This window comes from Arthrobacter sp. NPDC090010 (assembly GCF_044748305.1).
In the GTDB taxonomy this organism is placed as follows: Bacteria; Actinomycetota; Actinomycetes; order Actinomycetales; family Micrococcaceae; genus Arthrobacter_E.
The window spans coordinates 280,575-300,668 of sequence record NZ_JBIVFT010000001.1; the positions used below are offsets into that span (position 1 = coordinate 280,575).

20 protein-coding genes and 1 tRNA gene are annotated in these 20,094 nt (G+C 66.3%); 11 read left to right on the forward strand and 10 right to left on the reverse strand.

Annotated elements, in window-relative coordinates:
• The first annotated feature begins 49 nt into the window (after window positions 1-49).
• On the forward strand, window positions 50-304 hold the full coding sequence (locus ACIPXZ_RS01320) for a hypothetical protein (RefSeq protein ID WP_400590321.1): 255 nt from the start codon (window positions 50-52) through the stop codon (window positions 302-304).
• A gap of 21 nt (window positions 305-325) precedes the next feature.
• On the opposite strand, the gene cpaB is transcribed toward ACIPXZ_RS01320, so the two are convergent.
• From cpaB to ACIPXZ_RS01335, 3 genes are all read right to left on the reverse strand, one after another.
• Window positions 326-994, reverse strand: coding sequence for a Flp pilus assembly protein CpaB (gene cpaB / locus ACIPXZ_RS01325; protein ID WP_400590323.1), 669 nt, complete (start codon window positions 992-994; stop codon window positions 326-328).
• A gap of 69 nt (window positions 995-1,063) precedes the next feature.
• Window positions 1,064-1,336 (reverse strand): FmdB family zinc ribbon protein, encoded by a 273-nt coding sequence (locus ACIPXZ_RS01330; protein ID WP_400590325.1) that lies wholly within the window; start codon window positions 1,334-1,336, stop codon window positions 1,064-1,066.
• Between the two features lie 99 nt (window positions 1,337-1,435).
• A complete protein-coding gene (locus ACIPXZ_RS01335) occupies window positions 1,436-2,083 on the reverse strand; it encodes a 5-formyltetrahydrofolate cyclo-ligase (RefSeq protein WP_400590326.1) in 648 nt (215 codons plus the stop codon).
• Window positions 2,084-2,154: 71 nt separating this feature from the next.
• Between ACIPXZ_RS01335 and galU the strand changes: the two genes are divergently transcribed.
• The 4 genes from galU (at window position 2,155) to ACIPXZ_RS01355 (ending at window position 4,807) form a co-directional block, all read left to right on the forward strand.
• Window positions 2,155-3,051, forward strand: a complete 897-nt coding sequence (galU, locus tag ACIPXZ_RS01340) for a UTP--glucose-1-phosphate uridylyltransferase GalU (RefSeq protein ID WP_400590327.1) — start codon at window positions 2,155-2,157, stop codon at window positions 3,049-3,051.
• Window positions 3,052-3,061: 10 nt separating this feature from the next.
• Window positions 3,062-3,676 (forward strand): GNAT family N-acetyltransferase, encoded by a 615-nt coding sequence (locus ACIPXZ_RS01345; protein WP_400590328.1) that lies wholly within the window; start codon window positions 3,062-3,064, stop codon window positions 3,674-3,676.
• Between the two features lie 86 nt (window positions 3,677-3,762).
• Window positions 3,763-4,665 carry a hypothetical protein gene (locus tag ACIPXZ_RS01350; RefSeq protein WP_400590329.1) on the forward strand — a complete coding sequence of 301 codons (903 nt, stop codon included), beginning with the start codon at window positions 3,763-3,765 and terminating at the stop codon, window positions 4,663-4,665.
• A 69-nt stretch (window positions 4,666-4,734) separates the two neighbouring features.
• Window positions 4,735-4,807: transfer RNA gene (locus ACIPXZ_RS01355), tRNA-Ala, on the forward strand.
• Window positions 4,808-4,877: 70 nt separating this feature from the next.
• Here the strand turns inward: ACIPXZ_RS01355 and ACIPXZ_RS01360 are convergent.
• Genes ACIPXZ_RS01360 through ACIPXZ_RS01370 form a run of 3 tightly spaced genes read right to left on the reverse strand, consistent with a single transcriptional unit; the run spans window position 4,878 to window position 9,043 of the window.
• Entirely contained in the window at window positions 4,878-7,481 is a 2,604-nt protein-coding gene (locus ACIPXZ_RS01360) for a tetratricopeptide repeat protein (protein ID WP_400590330.1), read from the reverse strand.
• A gap of 43 nt (window positions 7,482-7,524) precedes the next feature.
• Complete coding sequence (gene corA, locus ACIPXZ_RS01365) at window positions 7,525-8,520, reverse strand: magnesium/cobalt transporter CorA (RefSeq protein ID WP_400590331.1); 996 nt, start codon at window positions 8,518-8,520, stop codon at window positions 7,525-7,527.
• Window positions 8,521-8,527: 7 nt separating this feature from the next.
• Entirely contained in the window at window positions 8,528-9,043 is a 516-nt protein-coding gene (locus tag ACIPXZ_RS01370; protein ID WP_400590332.1) for an Lrp/AsnC family transcriptional regulator, read from the reverse strand.
• A gap of 162 nt (window positions 9,044-9,205) precedes the next feature.
• On the opposite strand from ACIPXZ_RS01370, the gene ACIPXZ_RS01375 reads away from it, so the two are divergent.
• Window positions 9,206-10,438 (forward strand): MFS transporter, encoded by a 1,233-nt coding sequence (locus ACIPXZ_RS01375; RefSeq protein ID WP_400590333.1) that lies wholly within the window; start codon window positions 9,206-9,208, stop codon window positions 10,436-10,438.
• A gap of 53 nt (window positions 10,439-10,491) precedes the next feature.
• Here the strand turns inward: ACIPXZ_RS01375 and ACIPXZ_RS01380 are convergent, their stop codons facing one another.
• A complete protein-coding gene (locus tag ACIPXZ_RS01380; protein ID WP_400590334.1) occupies window positions 10,492-10,995 on the reverse strand; it encodes an Lrp/AsnC family transcriptional regulator in 504 nt (167 codons plus the stop codon).
• A 62-nt stretch (window positions 10,996-11,057) separates the two neighbouring features.
• Complete coding sequence (locus ACIPXZ_RS01385) at window positions 11,058-12,110, reverse strand: NAD(P)H-dependent flavin oxidoreductase (protein ID WP_400590335.1); 1,053 nt, start codon at window positions 12,108-12,110, stop codon at window positions 11,058-11,060.
• A gap of 28 nt (window positions 12,111-12,138) precedes the next feature.
• On the opposite strand from ACIPXZ_RS01385, the gene ACIPXZ_RS01390 reads away from it, so the two are divergent.
• The 5 genes from ACIPXZ_RS01390 to ACIPXZ_RS01410 all read left to right on the forward strand — a co-directional run bounded on the left by ACIPXZ_RS01390 (window position 12,139) and on the right by ACIPXZ_RS01410 (window position 18,239).
• Window positions 12,139-13,065, forward strand: coding sequence for an N-acetylglucosamine kinase (locus tag ACIPXZ_RS01390; RefSeq protein ID WP_400590336.1), 927 nt, complete (start codon window positions 12,139-12,141; stop codon window positions 13,063-13,065).
• A gap of 77 nt (window positions 13,066-13,142) precedes the next feature.
• On the forward strand, window positions 13,143-14,966 hold the full coding sequence (locus tag ACIPXZ_RS01395) for a beta-galactosidase family protein (RefSeq protein WP_400590337.1): 1,824 nt from the start codon (window positions 13,143-13,145) through the stop codon (window positions 14,964-14,966).
• 125 nt (window positions 14,967-15,091) lie between these two features.
• Complete coding sequence (locus ACIPXZ_RS01400) at window positions 15,092-16,093, forward strand: ABC transporter substrate-binding protein (protein ID WP_400590338.1); 1,002 nt, start codon at window positions 15,092-15,094, stop codon at window positions 16,091-16,093.
• 27 nt (window positions 16,094-16,120) lie between these two features.
• On the forward strand, window positions 16,121-17,341 hold the full coding sequence (locus tag ACIPXZ_RS01405) for a pyridoxal phosphate-dependent aminotransferase (protein ID WP_400590339.1): 1,221 nt from the start codon (window positions 16,121-16,123) through the stop codon (window positions 17,339-17,341).
• A 31-nt stretch (window positions 17,342-17,372) separates the two neighbouring features.
• The gene (locus tag ACIPXZ_RS01410; RefSeq protein WP_400590340.1) at window positions 17,373-18,239 is read left to right on the forward strand and encodes a polyphosphate kinase 2 family protein; all 867 of its coding nucleotides are present in this window, start codon (window positions 17,373-17,375) and stop codon (window positions 18,237-18,239) included.
• A gap of 144 nt (window positions 18,240-18,383) precedes the next feature.
• Here the strand turns inward: ACIPXZ_RS01410 and ACIPXZ_RS01415 are convergent, their stop codons facing one another.
• Entirely contained in the window at window positions 18,384-18,608 is a 225-nt protein-coding gene (locus ACIPXZ_RS01415; RefSeq protein ID WP_400590341.1) for an exodeoxyribonuclease VII small subunit, read from the reverse strand.
• Window positions 18,605-19,981: an exodeoxyribonuclease VII large subunit gene (xseA, locus tag ACIPXZ_RS01420; protein ID WP_400590342.1), complete on the reverse strand. Its 1,377-nt coding sequence runs from the start codon at window positions 19,979-19,981 to the stop codon at window positions 18,605-18,607. The genes ACIPXZ_RS01415 and xseA overlap by 4 nt, the downstream gene beginning before the upstream one ends.
• Between the last annotated feature and the right edge of the window lie 113 nt (window positions 19,982-20,094).

The window sequence follows — 20,094 nt, forward strand, 5'->3', positions numbered from 1 at the left end:
GACGGTGCAGGCCACTCGCCTGAACAGGGCCACCGATCAGCCTCCCGTCATGGCTTTCCCGTCGGAGCGCGCTCCCGGGCAGGCTCTGGAGAAGACGGTGGCCTCTGAGGAACCGGTCCCTTCTGCCGAGGAAGGGGCTCGCGGGAAGAGTGTCTCGGATCGGTCCGCCACGTCTCAGCCCGCCTCCGAGGGAGTGCTGCCGACGAAGGCCCGGGAAGACGAAGACGTCTCCTGGGGCGACGGTTCTGGAACCCTGGAACGCGAACGCTGGCTCCGCGAGCAGCGACCGCCGCACTGGGACTGAGCTGCTCGCCGTCTGCGCGGCTCATCGGACCAGTACGAACGAGAGTTTTCCGCCGATGCCGGCCCCGGCCAGCGATTGCGCCTGCGAAGGACTGGCGGCGAGTACGAGGAGACCCTCTGCATCGCCTGTCCCGAGCCAACCGTCGGAGGATCCGTCTTTCCCGAGCCAGAGGACGGCGAGTCTGGAAGCGACGACGGTGGACGTGCCGCGGGATCCGGCTTCCCCATCCTGGCTGAGCACGATGTCCACGAGCTGTCCGGGGGAGAGGACCTTCAGGGATTGCGGATCGGCCAAGCGGACCGGCACCGCGCTGGTCCCCGGGGCGGTTCCGGACAGCAGACCCGGCCCGAGCAACGAGACATCGCTGAGCGGCTGGCCGCGTTTGAGAGGCGTCGCGAGGCTCCTGCCAACGAGCCGGTCCACCTCTCGGAACGCGCCGGGTGTGATCGCCTGAGCCGGCAGCTGGATGAGCGTGAGATTCTCCCGGCTCAGGGTGGTCCCCACGGGCAGATCGGAGGAAGCGGCCACCACGGCTTCGCGCTGGGCCGGTTCAGGCGTGAGTTGATACACCAGCAGACTTGCCGAAATGGTCAACATGATCGCGGCGAGCAGTCGTTTATGCCGGAGGACCCTTCGGCGGATGTCGTTCAGCCGGGGATGGGGTCGCCCGTCCGGGCGGAGTGTTCTCATGTGCCGAGATTAGGACCCGGCGTGGACCGATCGGCGGGGTGCCCCGCCTATGTGGAGAAGACGGCCGGGTCAGTTTCCACTGGTGGCCGTGGCGGGGGCCGGCGTGGAGGCGGTTCCGCTGTCGGCGGGCTTCGCTGCGGGCACGGTGCTGCTGCTCCCCGAGGAACCCCGCGAATCGGTCCGGTAGAAACCGGAACCCTTGAACACCACGCCCACACTGTTGAACTTCTTGCGCAGGCTGCCACCGCATTCAGGGCAGGTGGTCAGCGAGTCATCACTGAAGGACTGGACGATCTCGAAATCGTGACCGCAGTCTTTGCAGGTGTAGGCGTATGTAGGCACGGAATCTCCTCGGCTCTGGGAACCCGGAACCCCTTTGATTGGCACTCGCGGGTTCCGAGTGCCAATTCTACCAAAGGCTGCCCAGAGCGCACGGTGGTGTCAGCGAGGCAGCCGGAGCCAGCGTTCTTCCGTGATGACTGCGTCCATTGGGGCGTCGAAGACTTCCACCGGGAAGGTGCCGGGGGTGACGAACTCCGTTTCGAAGATCAGCGCCGCGCCGGGGCAGGAGTGTCCGGTCAGGGTCAGGGCATCCAGGAATCGGTCGTAGTAGCCCCCGCCTTGACCCAAGCGGTTGCCATTCGAGTCGATTCCGGTGGCGGGCAGGAGGATGGCGTCCATGCCGTGATCGGCGAGAACTTGCGAGAGCGAGAGCCCGGCGGCATCGGGTTCGTCCACCGGAGCGTAGGGGCTGCGGTGCATTGGGACGCCCGGGCGCCAGCTGACCCAATCCATGACGTGTTCCGGGCGGCAGACCGGCAGCAGTACTGTGGCCCCTTGTTCGTGAAGCAGGGCCAGCAATCGATCCGTCGGGGGCTCGAGCGGACCGCTGAGATAGCAGGCGACGGCGGCGCCTCGCAGTGCCGCGGGGTCTTCCGAGTCGTGGTGCAGCGCATCCCGGAGCCAGGCGATCGAGTTCGCGGCGAAGCGTTCGGCGAGCAGGGCGGCGTCGTCCGCGGTGCGGCTGACGGCGGCGGCCCGGCGTCGTGCTCTGATCGCGGCACGAGCCGTGGACTTGTCCGGGATCATTCGGGGACCGCCTTTTCGCCTCAAAAGGTCGCGACCATGGGCCTGGCCGCTCCATCCGCTAGATTAGTCGTGTGAGTGCACAGAAGCAGATTCGCAAAGCCGTCATTCCTGCGGCTGGTTTGGGGACCCGATTCCTTCCTGCCACCAAGGCCATGCCCAAGGAGATGCTGCCGGTGGTGGACAAGCCGGCCATCCAGTACGTGGTTGAGGAAGCCACGAGCGTCGGTCTCACCGACGTCCTGATGATCACCGGGCGCAGCAAGCGAGCCTTGGAAGACCATTTCGACAGGGTTCCCTCACTGGAGGCCACGTTGGAAGCCAAGGGCGACGCCCGCAAGCTTTCGGCGATCCAGGAGTCCACCAACCTCGCCGACATCCACTACCTGCGCCAGGGTGACCCGCTGGGCCTCGGACACGCCGTGCTTCGCGCGCAGCAGCACGTTGGTGACGAGCCCTTCGCAGTCCTTCTGGGCGATGACCTGATCGACGCCCGGGACGAGCTCCTGTCCACGATGATGAAGGTCCAGCAGGAGACCGGTGGTTCCGTGGTAGCCCTCATCGAGGTCGAACCGGAGCAGATCAGCGCCTACGGTTGCGCCGACATCAGCGTGGTCGACGGGCAGGACTTCGTCCGTGTCAACAAGCTGGTGGAAAAGCCGGCCGTCGAGGACGCGCCGTCCAATCTGGCCGTGATCGGCCGCTACGTCCTGCACCCCGCCGTCTTCGAGGTCCTGGAGCGCACCGAGCCCGGCCGTGGCGGTGAAATCCAGCTGACCGATGCGCTCCAGACTTTGGCAGCGGGCGATGGCGAGGGCTACGGCGTGTACGGCGTGGTCTTCCGAGGTCGTCGTTATGACACGGGTGACAAGCTGAGCTACCTCAAAGCCGTCATTCAGCTGGCCTCTGAGAGCGAAGATCTGGGCCCCGGCCTGCGTTCCTGGCTGGGCGAGTTCACCGCGACGATCTAGCCCGCCGCCGGTGCGCCACGTCCCTTATTGGCCTGTCACGCTTGAGCACGGTGACATCATCCTTCGGCCGATCCGACAGCAGGACCGTTCCGAATGGACTGCCGTCCGGCAACGGAATCGGGAGTGGCTGCAACCCTGGGAAGCCAGCAATCCAGTTCCGGGCGGCAGGCTTCCCAGCTATCGGGACATGGTCTCCTCGCTCAAGACCCAAGCCAAACAGGGCAGTGCTCTGCCGTTCGTCATCACGGAGCGGCAGAGCCCTGGCCGGGTGCCTCCCATCGTCGGGCAATTGACCGTCTCGAACATCCTGTGGGGTTCGGCGATGATGGCGACGCTCGGCTATTGGGTGGATCGGGACAGAGCCGGCCGGGGGATCGTTCCCACGGCGGTCGCCCTCGCCACCGACTTCTGTTTCCAGGAGCTCGGGCTGCACCGGATGGAGATCAACATCCGGCCGGAGAACACGCCGAGTCTCCGCGTGGTTGAAAAGCTGGGATTCCGCTATGAAGGTCTGCGTCCCGCCTTCCTGCATATCGACGGGGTCTGGGCGGACCATCACAGTTTCGCTCTGACCGCCGAGGAGGTCCCTGAAGGGCTTCTGCGGCGTTGGGTTGCCGCCCGCTGAGAGACTTGCGTCTTTTCCTGTCGAAGTGGGCGACACACTAGGTCAAATGGCCGGGGCCGTGATGACCACCCCCTAACGTGAAGATTGTGGATTTCCCCATCAGCAGCTCAGTGGTCCTGGTGGCCGCTGTCGCGTTCTGGCTGTTGGGGATCGCTCCTGTACTCCTGAAACGCCGGGCTCGAGTTCAGCCCGTTGCGGAGGCAGTGCAGGAACAGGGCGAAACGTCGGTGACGATGCTTCAGTCCAGGACCACGAGCAGTCGGCAGAAAGAGCGCAAGGAGGACGAGACCGTGCCCATGGACGAGCCAGAGCAGCTTCCCCTCCCCGGGCACACTCGGAGTCCGCGGATCAAGACCGGCCGGGCAGCCATCGCCTTGCTCGGGGCCGCTTCTCTCGTGGCCGTGCCCATCGTCGCCTTGCTGGCGGTCTTCTCGGTGCTGTCCTTCGGGGCCCCGGTCATCTGCTTGGCGGTCACGGCGGCCTGTGTGGCGTCGCTGCGCCACCTCGCGAAGAAGGACCGGGAACGCCGCGTCCAGCGTGCTTTTGAGGAAGCCATGGCGCCTGTCGTCGTGCGAACGGACGACGTCGTGCCCTCCAACCCCCGCACGTCGCCGAGCGAGCCTTTCGACGTCGCTCCTGCCGCAGACGAGCCGGAGGAGGCGCCTCTGACGGCACAGGAGCTGCGTGAAGCGGCGCTTGCCGTGGCGCGGGAAATCGGCGATGCCGAGACCGCGTCGGCGAGCACCTGGGAGCCGGTTGAGGTGCCGAAGCCGCTGTACGTCGACGCTCCGAAGGCCGAGCGCCCTGCTCCCGAACCCCTGGCCATGCCGGAGACCCCCAAGCCGGAGGGCAAGAGCCTCATCAAGGACGCCCTCAAACCCGACCTTTCGAAGGCGCTTCAGGCCGGTGGCGTGAAGGTCGCCATGGTCGGATCCGGGCAGTCTTCGCTGCGCAATCTGGACGCGATTCTGCAGCGCCGACGCGCCTGAGCGCGTTTTTGAACTTGCCACGGATTCTCTGTAGTCTGTAGCAGTTGGTTCCGCCGAGTGCGGGACTGCGGGGCCTTAGCTCAGTTGGTAGAGCGCTTCGTTCGCATCGAAGAGGTCAGGAGTTCGAATCTCCTAGGCTCCACAAAAAAGCCCTGTCCGGTGCACAAACCGGGCGGGGCTTTCGCGTGTCCGAGGGCGGTCGGTGCAGCCCGCTACCGTTGCTGTCGCTTGGCCTCCCGGCGGGCGAGCTTCGCAAAGCCTGCCGCTTGACGAAGCTCCTCCCGTGAGAAGCCGAGGTGACCGGCCGAGCCGATCCAGGCATAGGTCTCCGCGGCCGCGCGGTGATCGCCGAGCCGTGCGAAGCAGCCGGCCAGTGCGAAGGCCGATAGGCGTGCCCGTGGCAGCAGCGCCGGCTCCGGGGAGGACCCCGCGATGTCGAGTACCTGGCGGTGAGCCGTTGCAGCGTCGCCGTGCAAGGCGAGCTGTTCAAGAAGCAGGCTCTTGTTGCGCAGGGCCTTGACGGCGCGGAGGCGACGCTCTGCCGAGGTGACAGCTGACTGCTGCGCCCAGAGCAGCCGGTCATAGGCGGCCAGGGCCGTGTGGACGTCACCCATGTCGTCCAGCAGAATGGCCCGGTTGTACAGCGCGGTTTCCCGAGCGCTGACGATGTCCCCGTCCTGAGAGTCCGCTGCGAAGCGGTCGAGGTCCTCGTAGATCTCCAGTGCGGAGGCCGTGTTTCCCAGTTCCTGGTGGGCCCTGGCGAGGCGCAGCCGGGCGCGGGCATTCACGCGGGCTGCACGGGTGTCCAGCCCGTCCCTGGTCTGTGCGGCACGCGCCGCGATGATGGACAGTTCCTCCCAGCGTGCAGCATCCTCAAGCAGGCCGCCCAGCACATCGAGAGCGGCCAGCCCGAGCAGCACGGTCGTCGGGTCGGTGGACTTCGCCGCCTCCTCGGAGACCCCGAGGAGTCCCGCCTCGGCGTACTCCATGCGGTTCCCCGCCATGGCCTCCTCGGCGTCGTGCAGTCGCTCCCTCAGCTCCCTGTAGCGGTTCCTCGCCTCGGCCCCTCCCTCAGAGAGCACAGGGACCCGGAGAATTCCGAGGTTCTCCCGCGCAAGCCGCACAGTGTCCTGAACGTCAGGATCCTGGCTTTCGTCGTGGCGTGCGAGAAGAGCCTCCAAGGTGGCCACCGCAGTGGCCTTGTCTCCGTCCTCCGCCTCATGAGCGGCCTGAACCAGGAGGCGCCGGGCGTCGAGGCCTCGGATATGCGGTTCTGAATCCTCGGCGAACAGTTCCTGGAACCGTTGCCGTGCGGCGGCCTGCTCCGAGCCGGTCACATCGGAGGACTGCCACAGCGAGAAGAGCGCATTCGCGGCGGGGACACGCAGTTCGCCCTCCTCCGCGGTCGCGAATCGACGCAGGACGGTCTCCACGGACGCCTGAGACTCGGTCATCCTCCCGGCTTCTCGGAGGAAGCGGCCCTCCCAGTACAAGGCCTGGGCGATGACATGGGAGGCCTCCGGCAACTCCCTGTCGGCGGCGAACCGGGCCGGGATGCTGCCGAGCAGGCGGAGTGCGTCGTCGCGGCGGCCCAGATCGTTGAGCCGAAGAGCCCGTTCCAGCTCGGCCGTGGCGAACGGGCCGCGCAGGCGTGCGTCATGTTCCGCCGTCGGGAATCGCTTGATCAGTTCCTCAGCGAGTACGATGGCGCCGGCCGGGTCTCCGAGGGCTGCGGTGGTCTCGGCACGCCGGGCGCGGATTCGCAGCCGCGCCGGCGCGGTCACGGAGCTCTCGTCCCGGGACACGGCAGCATCGAGATGGCTGAGGAGCCGCAGGGCGGTTGCCGTCCGTGACGACGCTTCGCCCTGTCTGCCGTAGCGGAGCAGCGCTGCCCAGAGCAGAGCGTCCCGGATCGCGTCATCGGGGTGGACGGCGAAGCGGTCGATCAGGGAGCGGAAACGCGCTTCAGACTCGGCCTCACGCAGTTCGTCCGGAAACAGGGCCAGGATCTCGTCCAGGAAGGATGTCTGGAGGGCGAAGCCGCCGGGCGAATCCTCCATGAGGGGCAGGGCGAGGACGACGTCGGCGATGTGCCGAAGCGTCTCCACGTCCCGTTCAGTCTCCGCGAGAAGGATTGCGGCACGATGCAGGAGGACGCGGGCCTCCGGCAGGGTCACCGCTTCGTCGATCACCCGACGCAGGAGTTCCAGACTCTGGGGCCGTTCGTCGTCGAGCCCGAGGCGGATCCGTGAGGCCTCCAGGAGAGCGTGCAGCCGCAGTACCCTCATCCTCGTGTCGGCTTCCCCGGTCAAGGAGATCGCCAGGCTTTCGAATCCGAGGGCCACCTCGGATTCCTCACGGCCCAGATGACGTGCCAGCAGGCAGGCGGTCAGCGTGGCCTCGGCCCGTGCCCGCCGGATCCCTGGCATCTCCTCCGGCGCGGAGTACCGTTCCGCGAAGCTCTCCGCGGCCCGCAACACGTCCACCATGACGATCGCGTCAGGCTCGGTTCCGTGGACCCATTCGATGGCGTCCAGCTCGGTGAGCGCGAAGGCCTCCCGCACGGAAGGCGTGCGATGGTTCTGGAGGAGCGAGGCGAGCAGGCTGAGCCGCTCCGGCACGACGGAGTAGTTCTCGGGCGTCGTGCCGAGCCGGATGAGAAGCGCCATCGCTTCGGCATACAGGAGCGCCGCCGGCTCGTCCGGCGCGGGATCGAGGTTTTCGAACGAGGCCTCCAGGATCCGCACGGCCTGATCGTCATCGCCGCCGTCGGACAGCACGCGGACGAAAGCCAGGAGATCGGCGTCGATGGTCATCAGGACTCCTCGGACAGAGTGGACGCTGGGTGGCCCCGGCCCCCTACATCCACCCCTTTTTCTTGAAAATGAGGTACAGCAGGCCGGCGAGAGCGATCATCATGAAGACCGCCATCGGGTATCCGAAAGGCCAGGCCAGTTCCGGCATCTCGTGGAAGTTCATGCCGTAGATCCCGGCCACGATCGACGGGGCGAAGAAGATGGCCGCCCAGCCGGAGATCTTCTTGACCTGCTCGTTCTGAGCGAGAGTGACCTCGTTCATCCGGTTGGCGGTCAGTGTGCCGTCCAGGGTCAGCGCGTTCTGGAGGATTTCACGGAAGGCGTTGACCCGGGCGATCACGGAGTCCACGTGGTCTTTGACGTCCCGCAAGTTGCGTTGCAGCTCCACGTTGACCTGGAACTTGGTGAAGCCCTTCTCCAGGGCCTCCATCATGGCAGGCAAGGGCTGGATGGCCCGCTGGAACTGGATCACTTCACGGGTGAGCTCATAGATGCGCCGGGACACGGCGGGATCCCCGGAGAAGAGCTGGTCCTCGATCTCGTCGATGTCGTTTTCCAGGCCGGCCACCACGGGCGAGTAGTCGTCCACCACCTTGTCCAGGAGGGCGTACAGCACCGATTCCGGGCCCATGGCGAGCAGTTCCGGATCGTCCTCCAGGCGGCGGCGCACGGCGGCGACACCCTGGGTCTCCGCATGGCGGATGGTCACCACGAAGTCGGGTCCGGTGAAGATGTGGAGCTCCCCGAACTCCACGGTCTCGCTGGAGTCGACGTAGCGGGCCGGACGCAGCACGGTGAACAGCGTGGAGTCGTAGCGTTCCAGCTTGGGCCGCTGGTGGGCGGTGATGGCGTCCTCGACGGCCAGGGGGTGGAGATTGAACTCCGCGGCAACGTCCTTCATGTCCTCCTGGCTCGGCCGGTAGAGCCCGACCCAGGCCATGCCGCCGGTCTCGTCCATGGCTTCGCTGGTCTGGAGTACGGAAGCCGGTTCCAGGATCCGGAGGCCGTGGAGGTAGACGGCGTTGTCGATGATCGTCACGGTTTCATTATCCGTGGTTGGGAGCCGCTGCCCGCGAAGGACGCCCGCCGGAGCTCAGCTCGGCCGCCCTGGCGAGGAGCGGCTCCGCGCGGTAAGCGATGTGGGTGTGGAGCGCCAGGACCGTTTCGGTGCGGATGACGCCCTTGATCCGGACCACCTGGCGTAGGGCCGACTGGAGATTGTGAGTGTCGGTGGCGGCCAGCCGGACCCAGAGATCACCCCGGCCGGAGATCTCGTGGACTTCCAACACCTGCGAGATGAGCCGCAACGCTGCGATGACGACGTCGAGTTCGCGGTGGGTCACCTCGATCGTGACGAAGGCGACGACGTCGTACCCCACTGCCGCGAGGTCGATCTCCCGGCCGCCGCCGTCGAGCACTCCGGAGCGCTGAAGACGCTTCAGCCGCGCCTGAGCGGTGTTCCGTGCGATGCCCAGGGTTTCCCCGAGCTCGCTGATCTGGATCCGGGGATCACGGACGAGTTCCAGCAGGATCTTCAGATCGGTGGCGTCGAGGTTGTTCAAGTGCGCACTCCGGCTCAGTCGACTCGGTTTGTGTTGGAGGTTTTGCGCAATGGAACACGCAAACACTGATCGATAGTACGGGAATGCCCCACTATGTGAACAGGCCCATACCCGGGCCGGAGACCACGGCGGGACACTCACCGTCAGGCACGAAGGACGGCAATGAGCGTCATCAACGAACTGCGCATGCGCCCGGCGTCCCGCGAATGGGGCTGGGAGGCGTCGACCACGGCGCGTCTGGTGCTCTCCGGCGTCGTGATCTTCCTGCTTCTGGTGGGTGCCAATCTGGCCACTCCGCTCTATCCGGCCTTGCAGGCAGAGCTCTCACTCGGCCCCTTCGGCACCACGGTGGCGTTCTCCAGCTACGTGCTCTCGCTCGTCGCCACACTCATGCTCGCCGGCCATTGGTCCGACCACATCGGGCGCCGTGCGGCCCTGGTCATCTCCGTCCTGATCGGACTGGGTGGGACGGTGGTGTTCGGGCTGGCCCAGAACCTCGTGATGCTGTGCGCCGGACGGGTTCTGCAGGGAATCTCGGTGGCGCTGGCCACCGGCGCCAGCGCGGCGGCGTTGCGAGAGCTGTTGCCCAGCCGCCCCGAATGGGCCTCACGTTTCACCCTGCTGGCTTCCTCCGGTGGGGTGGCCGCAGGCCCGGCACTCGGCGGGCTGCTCTCTCTGCTGCCCGGGGGCCGGCAGGCTCCGTTCTTCCTGCAAGGACTGGCGTTGGTCCTCATCCTGCTGCCTTTGTGCGTGATCCGGGCCCGGCCCGCCATCATGCGCGCCGAGCAGGGCTACAACCACCGTGCCCTCGCTCCGAGAGCCGTAGGAGTGCCGTCCGGTGCGCGCGGGGCGTTCTGGCTGGCAGCGCTGGTCGGGTTCCTCAGCTTCGCCGTGTTCGGCTTCCAGCTCTCCTTGGCGCCGGGATACTTCGCGCATGCGCTGGGCGTCTCGTCTGCGCCGCTGGTGGGAGTACTGGCGGGACTCTCTCTCGCGGCATCGGCTCTGAGTCAGCTCACCGCGATCTCGGGCCGTCTCACGGTGCCCGGCGGCTTGCTCGTCCTGGGTGCCGCCCTGCTCCTCATGGGATGGGCCACGGCACAGCCCAGCCTCCTGCTCCTCGTGCTCGCGTCCATTGCGGCCGGCTTCGGCCAGGGACTCGCGTTCCGGACCGTCTTCAATCAGGCGGCCACCGCTGTGCCCGCCACCCAGCACGCGCAGATGGTCTCGACCGTGTACGTCGTCACCTATCTGGGCAGTGCCGTGCCGGTCCTCGGCCTCGGTGCCGCTGCGTCCATACTGGGGATGACGACGGCGGCGCTGGGCTTCTCGGTTCTGGCCGCTGCGGCAGCGTTCATCCTTGCTGCGGTCTCCCTGAAGGCTCTCCGCCGGGGCTGACGCGCCCGAAGGCCTGACGGGGAACCCCAGGGACGACAGGTGCGCGCTTGTCGTCAGTCGATCAGACCTGAATTGCCGTCCATGTGCTCGAACACCAGGGTGGTCTCGGTATGCCCCACCACGGGATCGGTCGCCAGATTGTCCAGCACCCAGTCGCGCAGTTCCTCGGTGGTCGCCACCGCGATGTGCAGCAGATAGTCGACCGAGCCGGAGGTGTGGAACGTGGAAAGCACGGCCGGCAGGCGGGGGACCCGGGCGGTGAAACGATCGATCTGATCGCGGTCGTGTGCCCGCAGCCGGACCGCGATGAGCGCCTGGACGCTCCGGCCGATCGAGGCGAGGTTCAGCTCGGCGGTGAAGGCCCTGATGATCCCGCGTTCCTGGAGCGTCCTGGTGCGCATGAGGGCGGTGGAGGGGGCGATGCCGACGTCCTCGGCCAGCTGTTTGTTGGAGATCCGGGCGTCCTCGGAAAGAATCCGGATGATTTTCCGGTCAACCTCGTCCAGAGACTCGGCTCCATTGCCTGGAGTGCGAAGATTCTTCGCTGAATCGGCCATTTTTCCTCCGCTTCGAATGTCTCTACATGATACGGCGGTGGCGGGGTTCGCGAAATGCTGTTTCAGTCACTCCGCGTTGCTGCTCGGAAACGCGCGATGATGTCGCCGACGGCTTCGGTCGTAGCCTGCTCCCAAGCGGTCCCGGCCCACAGATTGAGCCCATCGGCTTCCCCTCTCCGTGCCGCGGCGGCCCGCAACGGTGCAGTGAGATGGTGAACCGTGGGGTACGCCTCGGGTGCCTGGGCGTCATACTCGCGCACGAAGTCGTTCACCAACGCTCGCGCGGCCCGTCCGGTGAAAGCCCTGGTGGTCTGCGTCCGGGTGAATCGTGCATCCGCCAGAGCGTCCTTGTGCAGCTGCCGTGCACCGGATTCCGGTGAGCGGAGGAGCGCCGTGCCCAGCTGCACGGCGTCGGCTCCGGCCTCCAATGCGGCGGCCGCCTCCGTGGGGGTGGCGATGCCGCCCGCAGCCACCAGGGTCACAGCACAGTGGGGCCGCAACTCGCGCACCAGATCCTGCACAGACGCAGCCTCAGGCGCGGGGCCGGGCAGGAACCGTCCGGAGTGGCCGCCGGCGTTGCGGTGCTGGAGGACCACCCCGTCCATCCCCAGCCCGAGCGCGGCGTCGAGTTCGGCCCGGTGCGTGACCGTCGCCCAGAGCAAGGTGCCGCGCTTGTGCAGGGCCTCGGCGGTTTCCTGGTCCGGCAGCCCGAAGGTGAAGCTCAGCAGTGGGACCGGGTGTTCGAGCAGCAGGCGGATCTTGGCCGGGTAATCGTCATCGTCGTCGTAACGCGGCAGGGGGACCTCGACACCGAGCCGCTCGGCCCAAGGCTGCAAGGCTTCCGCGTAGCGTTCGACGGCGGCCCGCTCGGGCGCGCTTTCCTCGGGAACGAAGAGGTTCACGCCGAAGGCGGCCCCCTCCTTCACGGCCGCGCCGTTGCGTACCTCGAGGAGCTGCTTGCCCAGGGACTCGGCACTGAGATACCCGCCCGCCATGAAAGCAAGGGCGCCGGCGTCAAGAGAAGCTGAGACGAAGGCGGTGGAGCTGGTGCCGCCCGCCATGGGGGCCGCCACGACACGGGGCATCGGAAATCCGGGGCTGACGCTTCCTGACATGCGCTTCCTTCCTGCGTACCCTGTACTGGTGACTACTCCCAGCCATCCTGCCACCCCGCCTCGGAGTGCTGCATCCGTGCAGCAGATCGCCATCGACATCGGGGGCACCAAAACCCGCGGACTGCTGCTGGACGGGGACTCGGTTCTGGCGGATGCCACGGTCGGGAGCACCAACACTCAGAACGTCAGCCGCGAGGAAGCCGAGCTGGCCTTCGGAGAACTGTTCCAGGCTCTGGCCCCTGCCGCCGTCGACCGGGTCGTGGTCGGCGCCGGGGGAGTCGATACCGAAGCTGACAAGCGGGCGCTCGCCGCCCTGATCGCTCCGCACCTGCCGGACGCCCGGATCACCGTGGTCCACGACTCGGAGCTGCTGCTCGCGGCGGCTGGAGCTGTCACCGGGGTCTCCGTGATCGCCGGCACAGGCAGCGCAGCTTGGGGGCGTGATGGCGATGGACGGGAGTCGCGCTCAGGAGGGTGGGGGTATCTTCTGGGCGATGAAGGCAGCGGGTACTGGCTCAGCCGGGAAGCGGTGCGACGCTCGTTGCGCCGGATGAACCTCGGAGAGTCTCCCGATGACCTGGCTCAGGCCGTCTGCACCTCTGTCGGTGCCGACGACGTCGCGGGGCTCATCGCCGCATTCCATGACCCGGCCAAGGGTCGGCGCTACTGGGCCGAGCGCAGTCGCCTGGTCGTCGACGCGGCCCGTGGCGGCAACGCCGAGGCGCAGGACATCCTGGCCTGTGCTGCGCGCGACCTCGTGGGGCTGGCCGCGGCCGTCCTGAAGCGCCTCGATCTCGCCGGCCCGGTGGTCCTGGGCGGCGGTCTTGGCCAGCACGTTCCCGAGCTCAGCGGCGCCTTCCGGGCTGGACTGGCCGAACTCGGTCATGACGATGTCAGAATCCTGGACCGGGAACCGGTCTTCGGGGCCGTCGAGCTGCTCGGTCGCACGGTCTGAGTTCCACGGGCCTCGGTCGTGTGCGTAAATGTTTGTTTTGTATCGAATAAGTGATTCCCGACACCTACACTGATCACATGCCCGCACCGATCCTCAGCTATCAGCACGGCCGGCTTTTCCGGAACGGCCAGGAGCACCGCATTCTCGCCGGTGCCATCCACTACTTCCGAGTCCACCCCGAGCAGTGGAAGGACCGCCTCGCCAGGCTCAAGGCGATGGGGGCCAACACGGTCGACACCTATGTGGCCTGGAACTTCCACCAGGAACGCCGTGAGGACGTGGTGGACTTCAGCGGATGGCGGGATCTCGGACGTTTCATCGACCTCGCGGGTGAAATCGGGCTGGACGTCATCGTCCGGCCCGGGCCTTACATCTGCGCCGAGTGGGACAACGGCGGCTTCCCTTCCTGGCTGACGGGTCAACCGGACATCATGCTGCGCTCCCTGGATCCCCGTTTCACCGGGCCGGTGGCCGAGTGGCTGGACGAATTGGCTCCCGTCATCTCCTCGCGCCAGGCAGCTCACGGCGGCCCGGTGGTCGCCGTGCAGGTGGAGAACGAGTACGGCAGCTACGGGGACTCCGCGGACTACATCCGCTGGAGCGCCCAGATCCTGAGGGACCGCGGCATCACGGAGACGCTCTTCACGGCCGACGGCGGCAGCGACTACTACCTGGACGGGGGCGCCGTCCCCGAAATCTGGGCGACTGCCACGCTCGGGTCGCGCGGCGATGAGGCGATCGACGTCTGGCATCGGCGCCGCCCGGGGGAGCCGTTCTTCAATGTCGAATTCTGGGGCGGCTGGTTCGATCACTGGACCGAGGAACACCACGTCCGACCGGCATCCGAAGCGGCTGCAGAGATCCGCAAGATGCTCGACGGCGGCGGCTCGGTGTGCGTCTACATGGCCCATGGAGGGACCAACTTCGGTCTTGGAGCCGGAGCCAACGAAGACGGCGGGATCCAGCCGACCGTCACGAGCTACGACTCCGATGCACCGATCGCCGAGGACGGGGCATTGACCGAGAAGTTCCATGCCATCCGTGCTGAGTTCCTCCGGGTACGGGGCCTGAGCGAGGATGCCTGGCCGGCCATTCCCGAGGCCCTGCTCGAACCGGTCCCGGTGCTTCCCGCAACGACGCTGGGACTTCCTACGGCAGACCGGCCGTTGCTCGACGTCCTGCGGGACGGACTGCGCTCCGCCGTTGAGGCCGGGCGGCACCATCCGAGCGAACGTCCCCTGAGCTTCGAGGAACTCGGATTGCACAACGGGCTGCTCTTCCATCGCTCCACTGCGGTGTTGCCTGGCCTGCCGGATGCTCCCCAGGAGTCCCGCATCAAACTCCCGGGCTTGCAGGATCGGGCCCATGTCTGGGTGGATGGCGAGCTGGTAGGCATTCTGGACGACAGAACCGGTACGGAAGGCCTCCTGGTCCAGGGCAGAGGCGCCGCGGTCGTCCTGGAAATCCTGGTGGAGAACGTCGGGCGCATCAACTACGGGCCCCACACGGGGCAGCGCAAGGGATTGCTCGGTGGCGTGCTCATCAACCAGCGTTTCACTCTCGGCTGGGAGCACTCGGCGCTGGACCTCGGTCATTGGACGGAGGAAGACCTGGCCACCCTGCCGGCCACGACTTTCGAGGTCGCCGAGCCCGCGGACACGTACCTTGCTCTGCCGGGATCGACCAAGGGTTTCGTCTGGCTCAATGGCTTCCTTCTCGGCCGTTACTGGGAAGTGGGGCCTCAGGAGACCCTCTATGTTCCTGCTCCTCTGATCCGCGCCGGGCAGAACCTCGTGCAGGTCTTCGAGCTCGGATCCTCCGGCGGAGTAGTGGAACTGCGGGAGCGTCCTTCCCTTGGCACCGCTGGGACGGGCCTCATCGAAGCCGCCGAACTCGCCTGATGTTCCGTGGTGCCGGTCTTCGGGGACCGGCATCACGGAATGCCGGCGTTCCGGGGAACCGCCCAGGCCGCGGCCGATATGCTGGATGAGCCCCTCACCCCGAACGATCCCTGAAGGAGCGCTCCATGGCCCCGACGCGCCCACCTGCCATCCGCCGGATGGTGCTGACCGCCGTCGTTCTCGCGACCATGCCCGTCGTGGCCGGCTGCACGGCCGGGCAGCCTGCACCGGAGCCCTCGCTGAGCAGCAGCACGCTGACGCATTCTCTCGTCGTCGGCGCCCCCAACACCGCTGAGGGTGCCGTCATCGCGGAGCTTTACTCCGGTGCTCTTCAGGCGGCCGGTGTGCCGAGCTCGGTCAAGACCGGGCTGGGGGATCAGACGGCCGCCCTGGACGCGCTCAAGGCGGGATCCGTGCAAATCCTCCCGGCATACACCGGGGACCTTATGAGGACCGTGAACGGTACGGCGAAGGACACCGGCGACGACACTGTCCGCAATGCTGCGGCCTCGGCGTTGCCTAAGCCGTTGTCGATGCTGGATGCGTCGGGGGCCCAGAATCGCGAGGTCGTGGCCGTCACCCAGGTGACCGCGGAGCGCTATCAGCTCAAGAGCATGGATGACCTGGGCAAAGTCTGCTCGCAGCTCGTGCTCGCAGCTCCCTCCGGCTTCTCGGAGAACACCTACGGATCTTCCGCACTGGAAAGCGCCTACAACTGCAAGCCGAAGCGAATTCAGGCATTCGGCGTCACCGCAGGCCCTGACGGTGGCCCTGCCGCGCCGACCGCCGCGGAGCAGGACAGCCCTTATACGATCCCGCAGCCGCTCAAGGCACTTCTCCAGGACGACGTCCAGGCCGCGGTCCTCCTGAGCACGGACCCCGCCATCAACGACAACGCCCTGGTGGTCCTCGATGACGGCAAGAAGGCGCTGCTGCCGGAACAGATCGTGCCGCTCGTCAACGACCCCGCGCTGCCGCAGCAAGCACGGGATGCCGTCAACAATGTGTCGCGGACCCTCAGCTCCGATGATCTCATCCAGATGAATCGAGCGGTCCAGGGGGATCAGGCCCGGTCACCCCGCGAAGTCGCACTTTCCTGGCTCAAGGACAAAGGCATCGCCAAATAGCCCGAGGCCATATGGCATATTTGGTAAATGGCAGAATTCAAGCAGTCCACCAAGCTTCACAACGTCCTCTATGACATCCGGGGACCGATTCTTGAGGCTGCCCAGCAGATGGAGGCCGAAGGGCACAAGATCCTGAAGCTGAACATTGGCAATCCGGCACCCTTCGGCTTCGAAGCGCCTGACGCCATTCTGGTGGACATGATCCGTCATCTGCCCCATGCGCAGGGCTACAGCGATTCGCGTGGCATCTTCTCCGCCCGTACCGCCGTGTCCCAGTACTACCAGACCCGCGGAATCCAGAGCATCGGCGTGGATGACATCTACCTCGGCAACGGGGTGAGCGAATTGATCACCCTCTCGCTCATGGCTCTGCTGAACGACGGCGACGAGGTGCTCGTGCCCACCCCGGACTATCCGCTGTGGACGGCTTCGGTCAGCCTGGCCGGCGGACGCCCGGTGCACTACCTTTGCGATGAGGACGAAGGCTGGGCTCCGGATCTCTCCGATCTGGAGTCCAAGATCACGGAACGCACCAAGGGCATCGTGATCATCAATCCCAACAACCCCACGGGTGCCGTTTACCCGGAGAGCACCGTGCGGGCCATGGTCGAGCTGGCGGACAAGCACGGCCTCATCGTGTTTTCCGACGAGATCTACGAGAAGATCCTGTACGACGATGCCGTCCATGTGAACACCGCCAAGATCGCCGGCGACGATGTGCTCTGCCTGACCTTCAACGGACTTTCCAAGGCCTATCGTGTGTGCGGCTACCGTGCCGGTTGGATGGCCATCTCCGGGCCCAAGGCCAATGCCAAGGACTTCCTGGAAGGCATCAACCTCCTGGCGAACATGCGCCTGTGCGCCAATGTGCCGGGACAGCACGCCATCCAGACAGCACTTGGCGGATACCAGAGCATCAACGACCTCATCCTTCCGGGCGGGCGTCTGCTGGAACAGCGGAACAAGGCGTACGAACTGCTCAACGCCATCCCGGGCGTGAGCACGCAGCAGGCCAAGGGCGCTCTCTATCTCTTCCCGCGACTGGACCCGGAGGTGTACAGGATCAGGGATGACGAGAAGTTCGTCCTGGATCTGCTGCGGGAGCAGAAAATCCTCCTGTCGCACGGCAGGGCGTTCAACTGGGTGCGTCCGGACCACTTCCGTATGGTCACTCTGCCCGCGGTCAAGGACATCGAAGAGGCCATCGGGCGGATGGCCGAGTTCCTGAGCCGTTACCCCGGCAACTGAGTTTCACGCACGACGACGAAAGGCCGCGAGGATGAAGACCAAGCCGAAGAAGTTGGTGGATTTTGACCTGGACCCCTCCGACACTCTGAGAGTGGAGGATGGTTTCGAACTCGCATCCGTCGACCCGGAGTCAACGCCCGGCTACCCGGGCAAGAAGGCTGACGGCGTGGCCCACCTGGAGCATCAGGACGCTCTGCTGTCCGAGTTGCAGGAACGTCTCTTCGCGGCGTCCAAGGGCGGTTCGGAACAGCGCGTCCTGCTGGTCCTGCAAGCGATGGACACGGCCGGCAAGGGCGGCATCGTCAGTCACGTGGTGGGTTCGATGGACCCGCAGGGTGTCCGCCTGAAGGCCTTCAAGGCTCCGAGTGATGAGGAGAAGGCCCACGACTTCCTCTGGAGGATCGAAAAGGAGATTCCCGGGGCCGGGATGGTGGGGGTCTTCGACCGGTCGCATTATGAGGACGTCTTGATTCACCGGGTTCACGCCTGGGCTGACGAGGCGGAGCTGGAGCGGCGGTACGCCGCGATCAATGACTTCGAAGAACGCCTGATGGCGGAGGGGACCACCGTGGTGAAGGTGATGCTCCATATCTCCAAGGACGAGCAGAAGGAACGTCTGCTGGCCCGTTTGCACGACCCGGCCAAGTACTGGAAGTACAGCACGGGTGATCTGACCGAACGAGGCTATTGGGAGGACTACCAGAGGGCATTCCAGGCCATGTTCGAGAAGACCTCGACTGCGGGCGCACCGTGGTACGTGGTTCCGGCCAACAAGAAGTGGTACGCACGAATCGCCGTGCAGCAGCTTCTGATCGACGCCTTGGAAGGCATCAATCCTCAGTGGCCGGCCGCTGAGTTCGATGTCGACGAGCAGATCGCGGCCGTCACGGCGTCCTGATCTGCTCCGGTCGGAGTCGGAGCCCCGAGCTGGGCCCCGGAATCGCGGCTCCGGTGTCAGAGATCCGGTTGCAGAAGTCCGGTTGCAGAGAACCGTCCGGTTCAGCGAGGGCCGCCATCCGTCGGGATGGCGGCCCTCGGCCGTTCAGTCCTGGGTGTTCGGCTGTGCGGCGCGGAGCCGTTCGCGTGCACCCTCCAGCCATTCCTCGCAGCGCGCGGCGAGCGCCTCTCCGCGTTCCCAGAGGGACAGAGATTCTTCGAGAGTTCCTCCGCCGGCTTCCAGGCGCTGGACGACGCCGAGGAGCTCTTCCCGGGCCTCTTCGTAGCTCAGCGTGCTCACCTCGGGCCGGCCGGTCTGTGCAGACGTCATGCGTCGTTCCTCTCCTCAGTGGTGGTCTCGATCGTGGCTGCGGCCTTGTTCCGGGGTTTCGCGGCCCGGCTCGGCGATGACTTCGTGGTGGCGCGCGGCGCGGCTGCCCCTGCCGCGGTGGACGGGACGGACCGTGCCGCGAAGCGGCCGCCCGCCACACGCACCAGGAGGGCGTGGCTGCCCTCCACCTGTGCCGGATCACGGACGATGCTTCCAGTCTCTGGACCGTCATCCAGATGCACGACGGCATAGCCGCGGTCCAGGGTCTTCTGAGGGGACAGCGCGAGCAGCTGTGCCCGCAAATGGGTGATCCGGTCCTGAGCCCGTGTGAGGGCGGTGCTCAGCGTCGTCGTCGCCGTCTGCCGCAGCCGTGTCAGTTCCTCCGCCCGGGAGTCCACCATGACCAATGGCTGGGCCATCACGGGACGGGAACGCAGATGTTCCAGACGCTCCGCCTCACGTTCCACTCGCTGAGTGATGATGCGGCGCATCTGCTCCCGGGCGTAGGCCAGTCCGGAAAGCTCCTCGGCGACGTCGGGGACGATACGTTTGGCGGCGTCGGTGGGAGTGGATGCGCGCAGATCGGCGACGTAGTCGAGCAGTGGCCGGTCGGCTTCGTGCCCGATGGCGCTGACCACAGGAGTCGTGGCAGCAGCGACGGCCCGGATCAGTTCCTCGTTGCTGAACGGCAGAAGATCTTCCAGGGATCCGCCGCCTCGGGCGATGACGATCACGTCCACGTCCGGGTTCGCATCGAGCTCGGCCAGAGCCGACATCACCTGCCCCACGGCGGTGACACCCTGGACGGCGACCTCGCGGATCTCGAACTCCACGGCAGGCCAGCGGAGCGCCGCATTGCGCAGGACGTCCTTCTTGGCGTCGGAGTCCCGCCCGGTGATCAGCCCGATGCGGTGAGGGAGGTAGGGGAGGGGAAGTTTGAGCTCTTCGTCGAAGAGGCCTTCGGAAGCCAGCGCCTGGCGGAGCCGCTCGATGCGTGCGAGGAGGTCGCCCAGGCCGACCGGGCGGATGTCCTTGACGGACATGTTCATCCGCCCTGTCTTCAGCCAGAATTCGGGCTTGAGCAGTGCGACCACCCGTGAGCCACGTTCCAGCGGTGACGCGATGCGGTCCAGATTCGTGGCCCAGATGGAGGCCGGGAGCGAGATCTCGGCGTCGACGTCCCGGAGTGTGAGATAGGACGCCTTGCCCCGGTGATTGAGCTCGATCACCTGACCCTCGACCCAGCAGCTGGGCGTCCTGTCGATATGGGCTTTCAGTTTCTCGGAGAGCAGCCGCAGGGGCCAAGGATTGTCCGGAGAGGTCTCGCCCGCCGTGGCGGGCAGGACCGTCGGCCTGTCCTGCTCATCGCTCATGATTCGATTCCTCACTCTGTCCACCGTTGACTTCACCCTACCGAGCGGAACCGACATTTTTCCCGCCCGAACCTCCGTCGTCGCGTGCGGGCTCCGGCTGTCGCGGCAATTAG

Excerpts from the sequence above, each read along its gene's own strand:
- ACIPXZ_RS01320 (WP_400590321.1), top strand. The coding sequence starts at position 50 with ATGGCTTTCCCGTCGGAGCGCGCTCCCGGGCAGGCTCTGGAGAAGACG.
- cpaB (WP_400590323.1), bottom strand. The coding sequence starts at position 994 with ATGAGAACACTCCGCCCGGACGGGCGACCCCATCCCCGGCTGAACGAC.
- ACIPXZ_RS01335 (WP_400590326.1), bottom strand. The coding sequence starts at position 2,083 with ATGATCCCGGACAAGTCCACGGCTCGTGCCGCGATCAGAGCACGACGC.
- ACIPXZ_RS01360 (WP_400590330.1), bottom strand. The coding sequence starts at position 7,481 with ATGACCATCGACGCCGATCTCCTGGCTTTCGTCCGCGTGCTGTCCGAC.
- ACIPXZ_RS01375 (WP_400590333.1), top strand. The coding sequence starts at position 9,206 with ATGAGCGTCATCAACGAACTGCGCATGCGCCCGGCGTCCCGCGAATGG.
- ACIPXZ_RS01380 (WP_400590334.1), bottom strand. The coding sequence starts at position 10,995 with ATGGCCGATTCAGCGAAGAATCTTCGCACTCCAGGCAATGGAGCCGAG.
- ACIPXZ_RS01385 (WP_400590335.1), bottom strand. The coding sequence starts at position 12,110 with ATGTCAGGAAGCGTCAGCCCCGGATTTCCGATGCCCCGTGTCGTGGCG.
- ACIPXZ_RS01395 (WP_400590337.1), top strand. The coding sequence starts at position 13,143 with ATGCCCGCACCGATCCTCAGCTATCAGCACGGCCGGCTTTTCCGGAAC.
- ACIPXZ_RS01400 (WP_400590338.1), top strand. The coding sequence starts at position 15,092 with ATGGCCCCGACGCGCCCACCTGCCATCCGCCGGATGGTGCTGACCGCC.
- ACIPXZ_RS01405 (WP_400590339.1), top strand. The coding sequence starts at position 16,121 with ATGGCAGAATTCAAGCAGTCCACCAAGCTTCACAACGTCCTCTATGAC.
- ACIPXZ_RS01410 (WP_400590340.1), top strand. The coding sequence starts at position 17,373 with ATGAAGACCAAGCCGAAGAAGTTGGTGGATTTTGACCTGGACCCCTCC.
- ACIPXZ_RS01415 (WP_400590341.1), bottom strand. The coding sequence starts at position 18,608 with ATGACGTCTGCACAGACCGGCCGGCCCGAGGTGAGCACGCTGAGCTAC.
- xseA (WP_400590342.1), bottom strand. The coding sequence starts at position 19,981 with ATGAGCGATGAGCAGGACAGGCCGACGGTCCTGCCCGCCACGGCGGGC.